Genomic DNA, 16,783 nt, shown 5'->3' on the forward strand with positions numbered 1-16,783 from the left:
AAAGCTCTTTCAAAAGAAAAAACAGAGACGATTTTGATAATAATAGTCAAAATCGTCTCTGTTTTCTATAAATAGTAGTTTATTGTCCCACTCTCTTTATTTTCTATTCAGAAATTCGGAGAAGCCCTTGTGAAGGTCTTTTTATATCAGAATATATTTGTTGTTTTATTTATTATAGCAGTTGGATTGACTTTCTATAACCACTGCTGAACTTTTTCATAGCCTTGTCCAATATTTTCTAAGCCATGAGTATCCGATCCATAGACAAGTGGGATTGCGAAATCCTTTGCTTTTTCTAAAATCCAAACCTGTGGATAACTTTGTTGATAACCCTCTTTAATGTAGCCAGCAGCGTTTAAATCTAAGCTGTATTTTCTACTTTGTACTTGTTCCAATAATTCGTGTATGAGGATTTTGTTGTCGTCAGGATAAGTAGTCGGTTCATCAAAGAAACGCTCAAATTTTTGGCATAAAGAAATGTGCCCTAGACGAGTGGGCTTCCATGGACCTAAATCTGCTTGTAAAGACTGTAAAATCGTTTGGTAGTAAAGGGTTTGCGCTTTTTCAAAACTACCCAGCTCTTCAACGATTCCTTCTTTATATTCTTCATAAGAGTAGTCAATTCCTCGTAAGCCGTCTTTGCCTGGTAGGAAGTGGACAGAAAGAATTCCATCGTCCGTTAGAGGGCCGTATTCGTTTAAAAAGTCCGTGGTCCAATCCTCAAAAGCACTAAAATAATCTAGCTCAAAGCCAATGTGGATAAGTAGGTCTGAAGCGTATTTTTTCTTTAGCTTATTCATCGTTTTAAAATAATGCTCGACGTCGTTTAAAGCCATTGAGGCAGTATCCCAAATTACTTTTTCACCAGCTGCTACAGAGTAGATTTTTTTTGGCAAGGGAGCATGTTCGGTAATACTGTATTCTTTAAAGCCTTTTTTGATGGCCTGTTGAATCAGCAATTCGGTATCAGGAACATTTCCATGAGGGCAATATTCCGTATGGGTGTGTCCATCTCTTTTCATTTTTTCTTCCTCCAAATGCTTTTTTTGTGAAAGATGCTGGTGTTTTGGCAAACTTAAAATAATTAGATTGTTCAACTTCAAAGAAGAGGCAGCTAATCATCGTGCTTAGAATCCAATGTGAATCACTTTATCACTTATTTGCCCCCAATTTGAAGCTTGGAAGCTCTGAGGCCTGATCTTTGGGTTCGGAATGGTTCTAAGTTTTTTCACAGGTAACAACTGCTGATAGTGGAGCTTGATTTCCCTTTTTTTAAGTTGAAGGATAAGAATATTCTAAGCTATTTTATGCATCAATAATGGTATTTTTTTATATGTGGTTTGGCGTAGTTTTAATCGAGCCTTTTTTTAAAAGTTGCATGATTTTTTATTTTTTCATACCCAATTTTTTGATAAAATTGGTGCGCTTCTGTCCGCTCTTCGCCAGAACTTAGCCGAATAAAGGTGGCGTCTATTGTTTTTGCCCAATTTTCAGCTTGAAGCATTAGAGCCCGTCCAACGCCCTTTCCTTGTGACTTTTTAGAGACAGCCAGTCCTACAATGTTAACAGCTGGAGAAAAATAGGTAGAAATATATTCACTTGCTTGAACATAGCCAACAATCTTATCGTCAATTTCAGCAACAAATAGCTGATTGTTAGGAGAGGAAAGGATTTTTAAAAGTTGTGCTTCTGCATCAATAATCGGATAATCATAGTTCAACTCTTCTTGATTAAGTATAGCAATTTCTCTGATATCTTCTTGCTTTGCTTCTCTAATCTTCATTATTTTTTACCTCCAGTATGTAAAATAAAACAAAAGCCCCAGAATTAGAGTCGAGGTCTAATTTTGTAGGGCATTGTTTTAGCCAGTTGCTTATTTTCTATACTGTCCATCGCCATAAACAATATATTTAGTGGAAGTCAGCTCTGCTAAGCCCATTGGACCACGTGCGTGAAGCTTTTGGGTACTTATCCCAATCTCGGCTCCGAAGCCAAAGACAAAGCCATCAGTGAAGCGTGTAGAAGCATTTGCGTATACGGCAGCGGCATCTACCTGTTTAAGAAACTGTTGCGTGGCGAAGTAATTGTCACTAATGATACTTTCGGAATGTTTTGTATTGTAGCGATTAATATGCTGAATAGCTTCATCTAGTGAGTCCACTACCTTAACTGCCAAAATATAATCTAAAAACTCAGTTTCCCAATCTTCTTCAGAAGCTGGAATGGCTTGCTGAAAAATAGCTAGTGCTCGTTCATCAGCCCTTAATTCGACGTTGTATTCGTTTAAAGCTTTTTCAATCACAGGTAAAAAAGAGTCTGCGACATCTTTGTGGATTAGTAAGGTTTCTGCTGCGTTGCAGACAGAAGGACGCTGGCACTTAGCGTTAACTATAATATTGGTAGCCATTTCTAATTGGGCATCTTTGTCAATATAGATGTGGCAGTTTCCTGTACCGGTTTCAATGACTGGAACTGTTGCAGTAGCTAAAACAGTTTTAATTAAATTAACGCCACCTCTAGGGATTAGCACATCTAAATAGTCATTTAGTTTCATTAATTTTCCAGCTGTCTCTCTGGAAACATCATCCACAAATTGAATAGCATAAGGAGAAGCACCATTTTTTTCCAATGCTTGTTGCAAGGTTTTTACTAATACTTGATTGGAATGAAAGGCTTCTTTGCCACCACGAAGAATCACGGCATTCCCTGTTTTAAAGCACAAACTAGCAGCATCTGTGGTAACATTTGGGCGAGATTCATAAATAATTCCTACGACACCAAGAGGAACCCTTTGATTACCAATCATCAAGCCATCTTCATTTTTCCACATTTTATCTACTTCACCAATTGGATCTGGTAAGGTCGCCACTTGACGAATACCTTCTGCCATCTCTTTAATTCGTTCTGGAGTTAAGCGTAAACGATCTTGCATCGTTTCAGAAATATTATTTGCTGTTGCTTGAGCTAAGTCTTTTTCGTTGGCAGTTAAAATGAGACTAGTCTGTTTTTCCAATTCATCAGCCATCTGTAATAAGAGGCTGTTTTTTGTTTTCGTATCCATCCCACCTAATTGATAAGCCGTTTCTTTTGCCTGTTTACCAAGCTGAATTAAGTTTGTCATGGGGCGTTGCTCCTTTCATTTCAGTAAAGTAAATAATGTTCCGACCTTTTCGCCAGCCAAAATATCAAAAATGATTGAGGGTTTTTTTCCGTTTGCTAAAACCATAGAGATATCATGATCCAATACGCGTTCGGCCGCTTTTAATTTGCTATACATCCCACCAGTCCCAAAACGGCTTCCTTTTCCACCAGCTAGTGTCAATAAAGCATCGTCAATTTGGTTGATTTCAGAGAAAAGTGTTGCTTCTTTATTTGTGTGTGGGTTGTCTGAGAAAAAGCCGTCAATATCAGAAAGCATGACTAAAAGATCAGCTTGAATCAGTTGTGAAACAATAGCGGACAAAAAGTCATTGTCGCCAAATTTAGTCAAATGATCCAGTTCGTCAATAGCTACGGTATCATTTTCATTAATCACGGGAACAATCCCCATTTTTAAAAGCTGTTCAATTGTATTCGTTACATTTTTTCGGCTTTCTGGATATTCGATGACATCCCTAGTAAGTAATAATTGGGCGATTTGTTGGCTATACGTCAGAAATCGTTGATTATAAATATTCATCAATTCCGCTTGTCCAATAGCTGCAACGGCTTGCTGTTCAGGAATGGTTGGCGGTCGTTGATCCATATTTAGTTTATGAAGACCGACACCAATCGCACCAGACGAAACTAAAATAATTTCTTTGCCTTGGTTTTGCAAGTCAGTTAAAGTGAAGGCTAATTGGTCAATGGCATTAAGATTGATATTTCCATTAGGATAAATCAGAGTACTAGTTCCCACTTTGATTACGATTCTTTTTGCATGTTGTAGTTGATTGCGCATAGCTAACCTCTTTCGCTGTTTATAATACGAAATCCCTTCACATTGTAAAGGGATAATTACTACTATTTTACTTCTTTTTTTCTATTTTGTCTCTAGATCGTGTAAAAATAATCCACTTAAGAGTTTTGGTTCAAACCAAGTTGATTTTGGAGGCATAATTTTACCAGCATCTGCAACAGCTAGTAAATCATCCATTGTTGTTGGATAGACTGAAAAGGCAACTGTCCACGCGTCACTATCGACTAATTTTTCTAATTCAGTCATTCCGCGGATACCACCAACAAAGTCAATTCGCTGATCTGTTCTGACATCGTGAATAGCGAAAATTTTCGCGAAAACATGATTTTGTAAAAGAGAAACATCTAACCCGTCAACAGGATCAGTAGATAAAATATCTGTTTTTGCAGTTAATGTATACCACTGTTGATTTAAATACATGCCAAATGAATGAGCGTGTGCAGGTTTTCCTGTTTCTGTTTTTTCAACGGTAAAACTTGGTGCTAATAAATCAAAAAAGTTTTCAGGAATCGGCACATTTAAGACACGATTATAGTCAAGAATCTCTAATTCTTCTTTCGGGAAAATAACCGATAGAAAATAGTTGAATTCTTCTGTAGGAGCCGCTTCGGGGTGGGTTTCTTTATATTTTTGTCCCACTTTAACTGCGGACTCGGTTCGATGATGACCATCGGCAATGTACAAGGCTGGCACTTTTTTCTCGAAGTGCTCTTGTAATTGATTAATAACAAGAGCATCATCAATCACCCAGACACGGTGTGTGACGTCGTGGAAACTAGTGAAATCATAGGCAGGTTGGTGATTTTTTTTCCAATCTGTGATTAAGTTTTGAATCTCTTTTTGACCACGATAGGTTAAGAAAATAGGGCTCGTATTAGCATCACAAGCTTCAATATGTCGAATCCGATCGACTTCTTTTTCAGGACGAGTAAACTCATGTTTTTTAATTTTATTGTCACTATAGTCTTGGATGGAAGTACAGGTAACAATCCCTGTTTGGCTACGACCATTCATGACTAATTCATAAAGGTAAAGTAACGGACGCTCTTCTTGGATCAACCACTGTTTTTGCAAGAAGAGAGCTAGATTTTCGCCAGCTTTTGTATAAACTTGATCATCGTAAGGTGAAAGAGTTTCTGGTAAATCTATTTCAGCTTTATCAATATGGAGATAAGAATACGGATTATCTTTGCCTAATTCTCTAGCTTCGGCTGAATTGAGAACGTCATACGGTAACGTGGCAACTTTGTCCGATAATTCAGGTGCGGGGCGAATCCCTTTGAAAGGATGGATAGTAACCATTAATAAGTCACCGCCTCGGTATTTTTAATAATTCTAACGCGAACAATATTTGCTGCTGTGCGAATGTTGTCTGCAACTTCAGCAATTTTATTTTCATCTGTTTCTGCAATATCTACCAAAGTGTAAGCATAGTCATCACGACTACGATTCACCATTGTATCGATGTTAATCCCTAAATTAGCGATGTCAGTAGAAATTTGACCTAACATGTTTGGCACATTTTTATGGATAATTGTAAAACGATAAGGAGAGTTAAACGCCATTTCCACTGTTGGGAAGTTCACAGAACGTTTAATCGTTCCTGTTTCTAAAAAGACTTTTAAGGTTTTTGCAGCCATTTTTGCACAATTAATTTCAGCTTCTTCTGTTGAAGCACCTAAGTGTGGTAGAACAAGTATTTTTTCATTATTTAATAAGCGTTCATCAGCAAAGTCAGTAATAAAATTACCGATTTCACCCGCTTGAATAGCAGCTAAGACAGCCTCTGTGTCTACTAATTCTCCACGAGCAAAGTTTAACAATACTGCTGTTTCTTTCATTTTTTTCAATTGTTCCGCCCCGATTAGATGATGGGTATTTTCTGTAAGTGGAACATGGATAGAAATGAAATCACAAGTGGCTAAGACTTCTTCCATACTTTGAGCGCGCTTCACACGGCGAGAAATGCTCCAAGCTGTATCAACGGATACGTAAGGATCGTAGCCAGTGACTTCCATGCCTAAACGGTAGGCGTCATTAGCTAACATTGCCCCAATCGCGCCTAACCCGATAATCCCTAGCTTTTTGCCTTCGAGTTCTGTGCCGGCGAATTGTTTTTTCTCCGCTTCAGCTTGTTCTTCGATATTTGGACCAGATAACGTTTGAACCCAATTTGAGCCTTTTAAAATCGGACGAACAGATAGTAATAAACAAGCCATGACTAATTCTTTTACAGCGTTAGCGTTTGCTCCGGGAGTATTGAAAACAACGATTCCTTCTTCAGTACATTTTTGAACTGGAATATTATTTGTACCAGCACCGGCACGAGCAACGCCTAAGACAGATTCTGGAAAAGAATAATCGTGTAATTTTTGGCTACGTAAAATAATGCCAGCAGGTGTTTCTGTTTGATCTATCATAAAATTTTCTTCATTAAAACGTGCTAAGCCTTCTGGGGCAATCGCGTTAAATGTTTTGATATCGTACATCTATTTATTTCCTCCATTTTCAGCTTCAAATTTTTTCATAAATTGGATAAGAGCCTCTACACCTTCTTTAGGGAATGCGTTGTATAAACTAGCTCTCATACCTCCAACAGAACGGTGACCTTTAATGTTTTCAAAGCCTTCTTTGACGGCTTCTTGATTAAATTTCTTATCTAATTCATCACTACCAGTGACGAAAGGAATGTTATTAATGGAACGATCTTTTGGGGTAACAGGAGAAGAGAACAATGTTGAATGATCGATTTCGTTATAAAGCATCGCAGCTTTTGCCTTGTTTAGCTCTTCCATTTTTTGTACGCCACCGTGTTCTTTAATCCATTCAAAAACAAGCTTAGCCATATAAACACCGTAAGTTGGCGGTGTATTGTACATAGAACCATTTTTGGCATGAACCGAATAATCTAACATGCTACTTAAAACATCTACTTGTCCAATTAGTTCATCCTTAATAATGACTACAGTTAAACCGGCAGGGCCAATATTTTTTTGTGCGCCAGCATAAATTAGTCCGAAATCGGCAACATTGTAGTCTACAGATAAAATATTTGAAGACATATCTGCGATAATAGGAACATTTCCAGCATCTGGCAGTTCATAGAAGGTGGTTCCTTCAATGGTATTGTTTGTTGTAATATGCAAATAAGCAGCATCTTGCGGAATATCTTCTTTACGAACTTCAGGAATATAGCTGAAATTTTTATCTTCACTTGAGGCAATGACTTCTACTTCAATATTGCCAAGTTTCTTTGCTTCGCTAATTGCTTTTTTTGACCAAGAGCCTGTATTTATATATAGGGCTTTTCTGTTTTGCGCCAAATTTAACGGAACCATTGTAAATTGTAGACTGGCTCCTCCTTGTAAGAAGAGGACTTTATAGTTATCAGGAATATTCATTAATTCTCTGAGTAAGGTTTCTGCTCCTTGAATAATCGTTTCAAATAAGGAGGATCGATGGCTCAACTCCATTACAGACATACCGCTGTTTTCGTAATTCACCAATTCTGATTGTGCTTTTTCCAAGACACTTTTAGGTAATACGGCTGGACCAGCTGAAAAATTGTAAACTGTGTTCATACAACTATCTCTCCTTCTTTAATTGTGGCAAGGAAAATTGTTTTTTCCTACCAATATTATTCATAGTAACGACAAGTGTTTATTATCGTTAAATGTGAAAACAATTATAACAGAAACTGAACATTAAAAAAAGATTAAAAAGAAAATCTCTTGTATTTTTCCAAACTTTTTTCATACAAGAACGAATTGAGAGCGCCGTTCTATTGGATGTTTTTTTGAGAAAGTAAAGAGTAAGGGGATTGAGTAAATAAAAATCTGTTTTTCAGAGTTTTCTGTTCATTTTTCGGATGTCCCCTTTTATTTTTTTGTGTAAAGTTTGTACCAGCTATTTAGATAGTAACATTAATGATAGCAAAACTACTTTTTAAAGGAGACGGACAATGAAAAGATTAAAAAATAAGATTGCTGTAGTAACTGGGGGGAGTAGAGGGATAGGTCGTAGTATTGCAATGAGATTAGCTGATGAAGGGGCGTATGTCATTATTCAGTATGCTAAAAGAAAAGATGAGGCATACAAAGTAATTAAAGAGATAGAAAATAATGGAGGAGAAGGTTTTGCGCTGGCAACCGATTTTCAGGATACAGAAAATGTGGATAGTTTTTTCGAACGACTTGATAAAGTTTTAGTATCAGAAAAAAAAGTAAAAACATTTGATATTTTGGTTAATAACGCAGGGATAGGACAAATTTTGTCGTTTAAAGAAACCACACCAGCATCGCTAAATCTTGTATTGCAGATGAATGTTATAGCACCATTTTTTTAACACAAAAAGCTTTAGAAAGACTCAATAATGGGGGGCGTATAATAAATCTTTCCTCCTTTGTAACAAGAGTAAGCTCACCTAGTGTATTTGGTTATAGTTTATCAAAAGGAGCAATCGACATTTTTACGCGTAATTTAGCAAAAGAACTAGGCCATCGAAATATCACAGTAAATGCAGTCCAACCAGGGATAATTAACACAGAAATGAATAAAGAAACTCTTGAGACAGAAGCGGGACAGGAGTATGCAGCTAGTTTGTCTGTCTTTAATCGTTGGGGAGAGCCTAATGATATTAGCGATGTCGTTTCTTTTTTAGCATCAGAAGATAGTCGATGGATAACAGGACAATTAATAGATGTCAGTGGAGGTTCTTGTTTGTAAATTAAGAACTACAAACTCTATATTATCAAAAAATATAATGTTTTAAAAGGTAAATTTTATTAAAAAGTATCATGAATCTCTTAAAAATACAGATAGAAAAAAAGACTTTAAGTGTTATTTAATTGGGATAATAATTAAGTGAATTGAACTCCGATACTTGTAAATAAAGCATAGAGGGTCTTGGAAGTAAACAGTATTGCTGTTTATTTAGAATGACATAAGTTGGCTTTAGTTATTTTTAATGAAAAAAATGAGGCTTTAAAGTGATGAAGAAAAAGCGTCTTTCAAGGGAGATTTCCTTGTTGATTTTTGGATGCACCGTCTGATTGATTCATTTCCACTCTGCTGAACGAAATTGGTTCAGCTTTTTTTCTTTTTAAGGTATGATAGGTTACGTAAAGTAGATGAAGGAGTAGCTATTATGTCGAAAGTAAAATCATTTTTCCGCAATTTTTTTCAAGTGGCACCATTTGTCTTATCCAATACAGTGATTTTTATTCCTTATTTGTTATTTTTAGATGTTGGCAATAACCCTACTTTAGAAAGTATTTTGCCGTTTGTTCTTTTTTATACTTTTCGAATGACAGGGATTTTTTTATTAAAAAGTTTTAGGCTAAATGTCTCTAGTTTCAATATTTTAATTTTGTCAGTTTTACTAGGGGGGCTTGGCTCCCTAATTGGTATTTTTGGAGAGTTTTTCCATTATTGCTATTTTCTTTCTGCTATTTTATTAGGGATTAGTGGGGCTTGGCTACCTGTAGCAAATACAACGGTCAATTTTCATGAAAAGGAGCAAGGATTCACCAATATGACGGCAAAAAAATATCCTTTTGCATTCGTTCTTTTTGTTATTTTAATGATGTTGTTGAATAGTTCTATCGCTTTGCGCAATGCGCTCCTATTGATGGGCTACACAATGCTTTTTATTGCTAGTTATCACACCATTACACACTACCCAAACTATGAAATTGATTTCAATAAGGTAGATCGCTACAGCATTTCCTTCAAAGAGTTATTTTTATTTGTAACCTTTTTCGTGCTGCTCTTCGTTTTGAGAGTCGCCCGTCTTTTGTTTGAGCCTGAGTATTTGAATTTCGTTGTGATTGTCTTTTTTGGCGTATTTATTGTACTGACATGGTCTCTTAATAAACATAAAAAAGAGCTTAAATTACCTTTGTGGCTAAATTTATTGACCTTCGTGAATGGAATGTGCAGCAATTTTATTTTATTATTTGGTACTTTTTATGTCGCAATTCGTATGGGGGCAGATAAGATTCCTTTAGCGTTGTATCTTCCATATATTTGTGGAATCATCATAGCGATGTTTGGTGGAAAAATTTTGCTTCGTTCCGTCAAAAAAATAGATCCAAAAGTTTTTCATATGGGTGGTTTGATGTTAGGTCTATTCCTATTACTATTTATAAAATTTTTCCCTATCGGTGTTTTTGTGCTTAGTTTTTTTATTAGCTTGACGGGAACTTTCTTAAATCAAGTCTATTACGAAACAGAACGATTACCAAAGGATCAACGATTGATTGACAAATATATGACACAAGCAAAGGGAAGCTTAGCTCAGCAGTTTTTAATGATGAGCCTTTTATGGTTATTGACAAAGCAAGCAGAAATTCCGGTTGTTGTAGTATTGCAAATTACTGCTTATAACGTGCAACGACCAGAAGCTATTGCGATTGTGGAAAAGATTCATGTTATCAGTATTGTTTTCTTGATGCTCTTCTTTTTCGTGGTACTTTATGCCAGTTTGAAAGTAAACCATGAGAGAAAAAAGAACGAGCTATAAGAAATTCCTTTGTTTCCGTTAAAATATGGATTTAATTAAACAGCAGGTAAAAGGAGTATGTTAAAATAGAGCATAGTTTATATTGGAGGAGAATTTTTTTATGAAGACTAGAGGATTTGAAATTATTTCATCTTATAAAGAGCAACAAGTAAATATACCGCAAAGAGCAACTAAGGGGGCGGCGGGTTATGATTTTGAAGCTGCTGAAACGGTCGTTATACCTAGTATTTGGCAGCAACAAGCAAAAGGGCAAGCGCCTAAACCAGTTCTAGTAAAAACAGGAATTAAAGCGTATATGGCAGAAGGTGAGTATTTAGAACTTGTTAGTCGTTCATCAAATCCTTTAAAACGTTTTTTAATGTTAGCGAATGGTGTCGGGGTTATTGACAGTGATTATTATAATAATGAAGGAAACGAAGGGCATATTATGTTCCAATTCTTGAATTTTGGCTACGAAGAGATGGTCATTGAAAAAGGAGAAAGAATCGGCCAAGGGATTTTTAAACCATTTTTACTAGCAGATGAAGACACGGTTGAAAATGAGCGCACAGGTGGATTTGGTTCTTCTGGGAAGAAATAGCTTAAGTTCTCATTAATTCAGTCTTTTCAAGGTGGAAATATTGTTATAATGGTATTAGGATATGGTAAAATAATAACTAGTATAATTGAAGGAGATAACCCATGGCTAAAAAAGCAAAAGTTCAATTTGAATGTCAATCTTGCGGGTACGTTTCTCCAAAATATTTAGGACGCTGTCCTAATTGTGGTCAATGGAATACTTTAGTTGAGGAGATCATTCAAGACACGACGGATCGAAGAGCGCGAGTGAGTTTAACAGGCAAAAAAACTCAACCACAGCGATTAGCCGAAGTAGTTCCTAAGAAAGAACCTCGTGTAAAAACCAAAATGGAAGAGCTGAATCGAGTCTTAGGCGGTGGGGTTGTTCCGGGTTCTTTAGTATTGCTAGGTGGAGATCCGGGGATTGGAAAATCAACGTTACTTTTACAAGTATCGCAACAACTGGCTGAAACTGGTGGGAAAGTCCTTTATGTATCTGGGGAAGAGAGTGCAGAGCAAATAAAAATGCGTGCAGAGCGTCTAAGTGCGGAGGATACAGAATTTTATTTATACGCTGAAACAGATATGAATGAAATAACTAGAGCAATTGAGAAGCTAGAACCAGACTACGTAATTATTGATTCCATTCAAACCATGACTCAACCAGATATTACTAGTGTAGCGGGAAGTGTTAGTCAGGTACGAGAAACAACGGCAGAGCTTCTAAAAATTGCCAAAACGAATGGAATTGCTATATTTATTGTTGGTCACGTGACAAAAGAAGGCTCTATCGCAGGACCAAGAATGTTGGAACACATGGTTGATACCGTCCTTTATTTTGAAGGCGATAAGCACCATACTTTCCGAATTCTGAGAGCAGTAAAAAATCGTTTTGGTTCAACCAATGAAATCGGGATTTTTGAAATGCGGGGACACGGACTTGAAGAAGTCATTAATCCATCGCAAGTTTTTTTAGAAGAGCGTATAGAAGGGGCTACAGGCTCAGCAATTGTCGTTGCAATGGAAGGGTCTAGACCTATTTTAGCAGAAATTCAAGCATTGGTAACACCGACGATGTTTGGAAATGCGAAGCGCACGACGACAGGCTTGGATTATAATCGGGTTTCACTGATTATGGCCGTATTGGAGAAACGTGCCGGACTACTACTGCAAAACCAAGATGCCTATCTAAAAGCAGCTGGTGGTGTGAAAATCAATGAACCGGCAATTGATTTATCTGTAGCGGTAAGTATCGCATCTAGTTACAAAGAAAAAGGCACGCAATCCACAGAATGTTTCATTGGAGAAATTGGGTTGACTGGCGAAATTCGTCGCGTCAATAGCATTGAACAACGTGTGCGGGAAGCTCAAAAATTAGGCTTTACCAGGGTTTACTTACCAAAAAATAATTTAGGTGGCTGGACACCGCCAAAAGAGATTGAAGTGATTGGTGTTGCAACAATTGGTGAGACATTAAGAAAAGTTTTTCGATAAGGTGTAATTAGATTGTAGAGAAGAAGAAATCTGCTCTTCTCTCAGCTCTTCTCCTTAATCGGAAAAAAGTATAAGACTAGGAGATGAATACATGCAAAAACGCGTCGTTACTCTGTTAATGGTCGTTGTAGGCGCAAGCTTGGGAATATCACTTTTACCGATAGCTTGGCAAATGGCGGGACAGGCAGGGAATAAATGGCTGAACAATAATTTTACTAACAGTTTGATTGGTGCACTTATTTTCTTTATTTTATCTTTAATGTTAGCGAAATATATTGTTGCAGGTGTGAAAAAAATTGAAACAACATTAAACGAAATGAGCCTGACATACCTATTATTTGGTAGTGTTGGTGCGATTATTGGATTGACAATAGGAGTTATTATTTCGATTCCAATGTATAATTTAGCAATTCCGGTTGTCAACAGTTTACTACCCATACTAGTTATGATTATTCTAGGTTATTTAGGCTTCAGAATGGGAACGACTCGCATGGACGAATGGCGGAAAATTTTTACGCCTAAACAAAAGAAAAATGTGGCTGAAGATGAAGGCCAAGTGTTAGATCGAAAAGTAGAAGATCACTTTCATAAGTACAAAATTTTAGATACGAGCGTTATTATTGATGGAAGAATTTACGATATTGCTAAAACTGGATTTTTAGAAGGGGTCATTTTGATTCCTAACTTTGTTTTATATGAATTGCAATATATTGCGGATTCTGGGGATAGTTTAAAACGTGTTCGTGGTCGTCGTGGGTTAGACATACTGAATGCCCTGCAAAAAGAAGAAGGTATCTCAGTAGAGATGTATGATGGCGATTTTGAAGATATTTCTGAAGTAGATAGTAAACTAATCAAGTTAGCAAAACTCCTTGATGGTGTTGTGGTGACAAATGATTATAATTTGAATAAAGTATCAGAGTTCCAAAATGTTCCTGTGTTAAACATTAACATGTTGGCGAATGCTGTGAAACCAGTAGTAATTCCTGGTGAAACAATGAATGTGATGGTTGTAAAAGCTGGAACGGAACGTCAACAGGGTGTGGCTTACTTAGACGATGGGACGATGGTTGTGGTAGAAGATGGACAACATTATATGAATGAACATATTCAAGTGGTTGTAACTAGTGCGTTGCAAACCGCAGCAGGCCGAATGATTTTTGCCAAACCAGCTCATTCTGGTAGAGGTATTGATGAAAATAAAGATACGAATCATTCCCATGAAAGAAGTTAGAGACAGGAGCGAAGCAATGGATTATGAGGTGATATTGCTGGCAGCTGGTCAAGGGAAACGGATGAAAGCAAGTCGTAATAAGATCTTGTTGCATCTGATGGGAAAACCTGTCATCTCTTATTCCTTAAACACATTTATGAATGATCCTGCCTGTAAACATATCATTCTAGTGACACAGCAAGATGAGCAAGAATTATTGAGAGATTTAGTTGGAAAAGTAAAGAAAAAACAGCATTGTCCAGTAACGATAGTCACCGGCGGTTGTGAACGTCAGTACAGTGTTTATAATGGGCTGCAGGTAATGAACAACCAGCATAATATTGTAATGGTACATGATGGGGCGCGTCCGTTTGTGACGTTATCACAGCTAAAAATGCTTCATAAGAAAGTTCGAGAAACGAGAACGGCTATTTTAGGCGTTCCCGTCAAAGACACGATTAAACGAGTAGTGAATGGAACGGTTCAAGAAACCATTCCAAGAGAAACTCTATGGCAAATTCAAACCCCACAAGTGTTTTATGGAAATGAATTGCTGACTGCCCATGAACAAGCGAATACAGAAGGATTTTTAGGAACAGATGAATCATCATTAATAGAAAAGTACAGTGAGTTACCAGTTTCAATGGTTTTGGGGAGTTATGAAAATATTAAATTGACAACCCCAGAGGATATGCTAATTGGGGAAGCAATGGTGAAACGAAAAAGAAGTTAGGTGAGAAAAAATGATACGAATTGGTCAAGGATTTGATGTTCATCAGTTAGTTGAAGGACGAAAATTAATTATAGGTGGCGTTGAGTTGCCCTTTGAAAAAGGCTTACTAGGCCACTCTGATGCAGATGTTTTATTACATGCAATTACAGATGCGATTTTAGGGGCTGCTGGACTAGGGGATATCGGACATTTATTTCCCGATACAGATCCAACTTTTAAAGATGCAGACTCTGCCAAGCTATTAGAGGAAGCAAATAAAAAAGTTTTGGCTACTGGCTTTACTATTGGCAATATTGATTGTACAATTTTAGCAGAGCAACCGAAAATGAAACCTTATTTAGGACAAATGAAAGCTGTAATTGCTGCTACTTGTCAAATTGAAGAAAACCAAATTAATTTAAAAGCAACAACAATGGAAAAAATGGGTTTTATCGGTCAAGAAGAAGGCATGGGAGCGATAGCTGTCGCTCTACTTCAAAAGTAGAAAGAGGAATGAAAAATGACAAAAGTTCGTGTACGTTACGCACCAAGTCCAACAGGACACTTGCATATTGGGAATGCTAGAACAGCATTGTTCAATTATCTATTTGCTCGTCATCATGGGGGCGATTTTATTATTCGTATTGAAGATACAGATCAAAAGAGAAATATAGAAGGTGGAGAAAAGAGTCAGCTAGAAAACCTTTCTTGGTTGGGAATGGATTGGGACGAATCGCCTGAAAATCCAGGAGAATATGGTCCGTACCGTCAATCTGAACGTGGCGCAATTTACCAGCCCTTAATTGATCAACTGCTTGTAAGCAATCGTGCCTATAAATGTTACTGTACAGAAGAAGAGCTTGAAGCAGAACGCGAAGCGCAACGTGGACGTAGTGAGATGCCTCATTATGCTGGAAAATGTGCTCATTTAAAACCATCTGAACAAGCAGAAAAAGAAGCACAAGGAATTATTCCTGTTGTTCGCTTCCGAGTGCCTAAAAATACATCGTATACATTCAATGACATTGTTAAAGGTGAGATTGTTTTTGAATCAGATAACGTTGGTGGCGATTTTGTCATTCAAAAACGTGACGGGATGCCTACTTACAACTTTGCAGTGGCAGTTGACGATCATATGATGAAAATCAGTCATGTCTTACGTGGTGATGACCATATTGCTAACACACCAAAACAATTAATGGTTTATGAAGCCTTCGGTTGGAAAGCGCCAGAATTTGGTCATATGACATTAATTATTAATTCTGAAACTGGTAAAAAATTAAGCAAGCGTGATGAAACTATTTTACAATTTATTGAACAGTACCGTGAATTAGGTTATTTACCAAAAGCGATGTTCAACTTTATTGCGTTGTTAGGTTGGTCACCAGTAGGAGAAGAAGAAATCTTTACACAAGAAGAACTAATTAAGATTTTTGATTCTGAACGATTAAGTAAATCGCCAGCAGCCTTCGATGGCAAGAAATTGGAATGGGTAAACAACCAATACATGAAGCAACTAGACTTAGATGTTCTAACAAATATGTGTATCCCTTATTTAGAAGCAGATGGCCGTGTTGAAGCTAACCCAAGTGCTGAAAAAATAGAATGGTTGAAAAAGGTAGTAAGCTTATATCAACCACAAATGAGTTATGCAGCGGAAATCGTGAATTTGTCTGAACTGTTTTTCAACGAGCATCCAGTGCTTGATGACGCGGCAAAAGAAGTCTTAGCTGGCGAAACGGTGCCAACTGTTTTAGCAGCTTTCAAAAAAGAATTAGAAGCAATGGCTGTGCTAGATGTTGTCAGTATTAAAGCTGGTATCAAAGCCGTTCAAAAAGAAACTGGCGTAAAAGGAAAAAATCTGTTTATGCCAATTCGTGTGGCTGTTTCAGGTCAGATGCATGGCCCAGAATTAGCTGAAACAATTGAATTATTAGGAAAAGAAAAAGTATTAGCTCATTTAAATGAAGTGCTTTAATTAAAGAAAATAAAACATGATGAAAAGAAAAAGTAAACAAAAAAATGTCATTTAGAGAGATTGTGGTTGGTGGGAACAGTCGGCATTTTTTGTTGAAATGCATCTTTGAGTGGTTTCGGCGATAAGTAGCTGAAAACAGGTGACTCCTGTTATTAGTCTCGAGACAGGTCTATAAATGCCTGTGAAAAAAAGTGGAACCACGTGAGAACGTCTTTTAAACGGAATTATTTCGTTTGAAAGACGTTTTTTGTTATATCTTTGAAAACCACTGGCTAAGCCGGTGGTTCCGGAGAGCTTCCAGCGAGGTAAGAAAAAAAGCCTCCTAAAATGCTAAGATGAAAAAGGTT

The 16,783-nt window shown here is 37.0% G+C and carries 14 protein-coding genes, 1 pseudogene and 1 other annotated feature; of the genes and pseudogenes, 8 read left to right on the forward strand and 7 right to left on the reverse strand.

The window, feature by feature from the left end; all coding sequences use genetic code 11:
* Window positions 1-194: 194 nt before the first annotated feature.
* The 7 genes from hisJ to serC all read right to left on the reverse strand — a co-directional run bounded on the left by hisJ (window position 195) and on the right by serC (window position 7,539).
* Complete coding sequence (hisJ, locus tag BCR26_RS14010) at window positions 195-1,022, reverse strand: histidinol-phosphatase HisJ (protein ID WP_069699620.1); 828 nt, start codon at window positions 1,020-1,022, stop codon at window positions 195-197.
* Between the two features lie 329 nt (window positions 1,023-1,351).
* Window positions 1,352-1,783 carry a GNAT family N-acetyltransferase gene (locus tag BCR26_RS14015; protein ID WP_069699621.1) on the reverse strand — a complete coding sequence of 144 codons (432 nt, stop codon included), beginning with the start codon at window positions 1,781-1,783 and terminating at the stop codon, window positions 1,352-1,354.
* Window positions 1,784-1,873: 90 nt separating this feature from the next.
* Window positions 1,874-3,121: a glutamate-5-semialdehyde dehydrogenase gene (locus BCR26_RS14020; protein ID WP_069699622.1), complete on the reverse strand. Its 1,248-nt coding sequence runs from the start codon at window positions 3,119-3,121 to the stop codon at window positions 1,874-1,876.
* A 15-nt stretch (window positions 3,122-3,136) separates the two neighbouring features.
* Window positions 3,137-3,940, reverse strand: coding sequence for a glutamate 5-kinase (gene proB, locus BCR26_RS14025; protein WP_069699623.1), 804 nt, complete (start codon window positions 3,938-3,940; stop codon window positions 3,137-3,139).
* An 81-nt stretch (window positions 3,941-4,021) separates the two neighbouring features.
* Complete coding sequence (locus BCR26_RS14030) at window positions 4,022-5,260, reverse strand: DUF1015 domain-containing protein (RefSeq protein ID WP_069699624.1); 1,239 nt, start codon at window positions 5,258-5,260, stop codon at window positions 4,022-4,024.
* On the reverse strand, window positions 5,260-6,447 hold the full coding sequence (locus BCR26_RS14035) for a phosphoglycerate dehydrogenase (protein WP_069699625.1): 1,188 nt from the start codon (window positions 6,445-6,447) through the stop codon (window positions 5,260-5,262). The genes BCR26_RS14030 and BCR26_RS14035 overlap by 1 nt, the downstream gene beginning before the upstream one ends.
* Window positions 6,448-7,539, reverse strand: a complete 1,092-nt coding sequence (gene serC, locus BCR26_RS14040; protein WP_069699626.1) for a 3-phosphoserine/phosphohydroxythreonine transaminase — start codon at window positions 7,537-7,539, stop codon at window positions 6,448-6,450.
* A 380-nt stretch (window positions 7,540-7,919) separates the two neighbouring features.
* On the opposite strand from serC, the pseudogene BCR26_RS19020 reads away from it, so the two are divergent.
* The 8 genes and pseudogenes from BCR26_RS19020 (at window position 7,920) to gltX (ending at window position 16,436) form a co-directional block, all read left to right on the forward strand.
* Window positions 7,920-8,683: pseudogene (locus BCR26_RS19020) on the forward strand (SDR family NAD(P)-dependent oxidoreductase).
* A 421-nt stretch (window positions 8,684-9,104) separates the two neighbouring features.
* The gene (locus BCR26_RS14050) at window positions 9,105-10,481 is read left to right on the forward strand and encodes a hypothetical protein (protein WP_084387155.1); all 1,377 of its coding nucleotides are present in this window, start codon (window positions 9,105-9,107) and stop codon (window positions 10,479-10,481) included.
* A 100-nt stretch (window positions 10,482-10,581) separates the two neighbouring features.
* Window positions 10,582-11,061 (forward strand): dCTP deaminase/dUTPase family protein, encoded by a 480-nt coding sequence (locus BCR26_RS14055; RefSeq protein WP_069699627.1) that lies wholly within the window; start codon window positions 10,582-10,584, stop codon window positions 11,059-11,061.
* Between the two features lie 101 nt (window positions 11,062-11,162).
* Window positions 11,163-12,533, forward strand: a complete 1,371-nt coding sequence (gene radA, locus BCR26_RS14060; protein WP_069699628.1) for a DNA repair protein RadA — start codon at window positions 11,163-11,165, stop codon at window positions 12,531-12,533.
* Window positions 12,534-12,624: 91 nt separating this feature from the next.
* Complete coding sequence (locus tag BCR26_RS14065; protein WP_069699629.1) at window positions 12,625-13,767, forward strand: PIN/TRAM domain-containing protein; 1,143 nt, start codon at window positions 12,625-12,627, stop codon at window positions 13,765-13,767.
* Window positions 13,768-13,783: 16 nt separating this feature from the next.
* Complete coding sequence (ispD, locus tag BCR26_RS14070) at window positions 13,784-14,479, forward strand: 2-C-methyl-D-erythritol 4-phosphate cytidylyltransferase (RefSeq protein WP_338070482.1); 696 nt, start codon at window positions 13,784-13,786, stop codon at window positions 14,477-14,479.
* A 10-nt stretch (window positions 14,480-14,489) separates the two neighbouring features.
* Complete coding sequence (gene ispF / locus BCR26_RS14075) at window positions 14,490-14,963, forward strand: 2-C-methyl-D-erythritol 2,4-cyclodiphosphate synthase (protein WP_069699631.1); 474 nt, start codon at window positions 14,490-14,492, stop codon at window positions 14,961-14,963.
* 15 nt (window positions 14,964-14,978) lie between these two features.
* Window positions 14,979-16,436 (forward strand): glutamate--tRNA ligase, encoded by a 1,458-nt coding sequence (gene gltX / locus BCR26_RS14080; RefSeq protein WP_069699632.1) that lies wholly within the window; start codon window positions 14,979-14,981, stop codon window positions 16,434-16,436.
* 10 nt (window positions 16,437-16,446) lie between these two features.
* Window positions 16,447-16,654 (forward strand) — a binding site (T-box leader).
* The last annotated feature ends 129 nt before the right edge of the window (window positions 16,655-16,783 follow it).

The organism is Enterococcus rivorum, assembly GCF_001742285.1.
In the GTDB taxonomy this organism is placed as follows: domain Bacteria; phylum Bacillota; class Bacilli; order Lactobacillales; family Enterococcaceae; genus Enterococcus_L; species Enterococcus_L rivorum.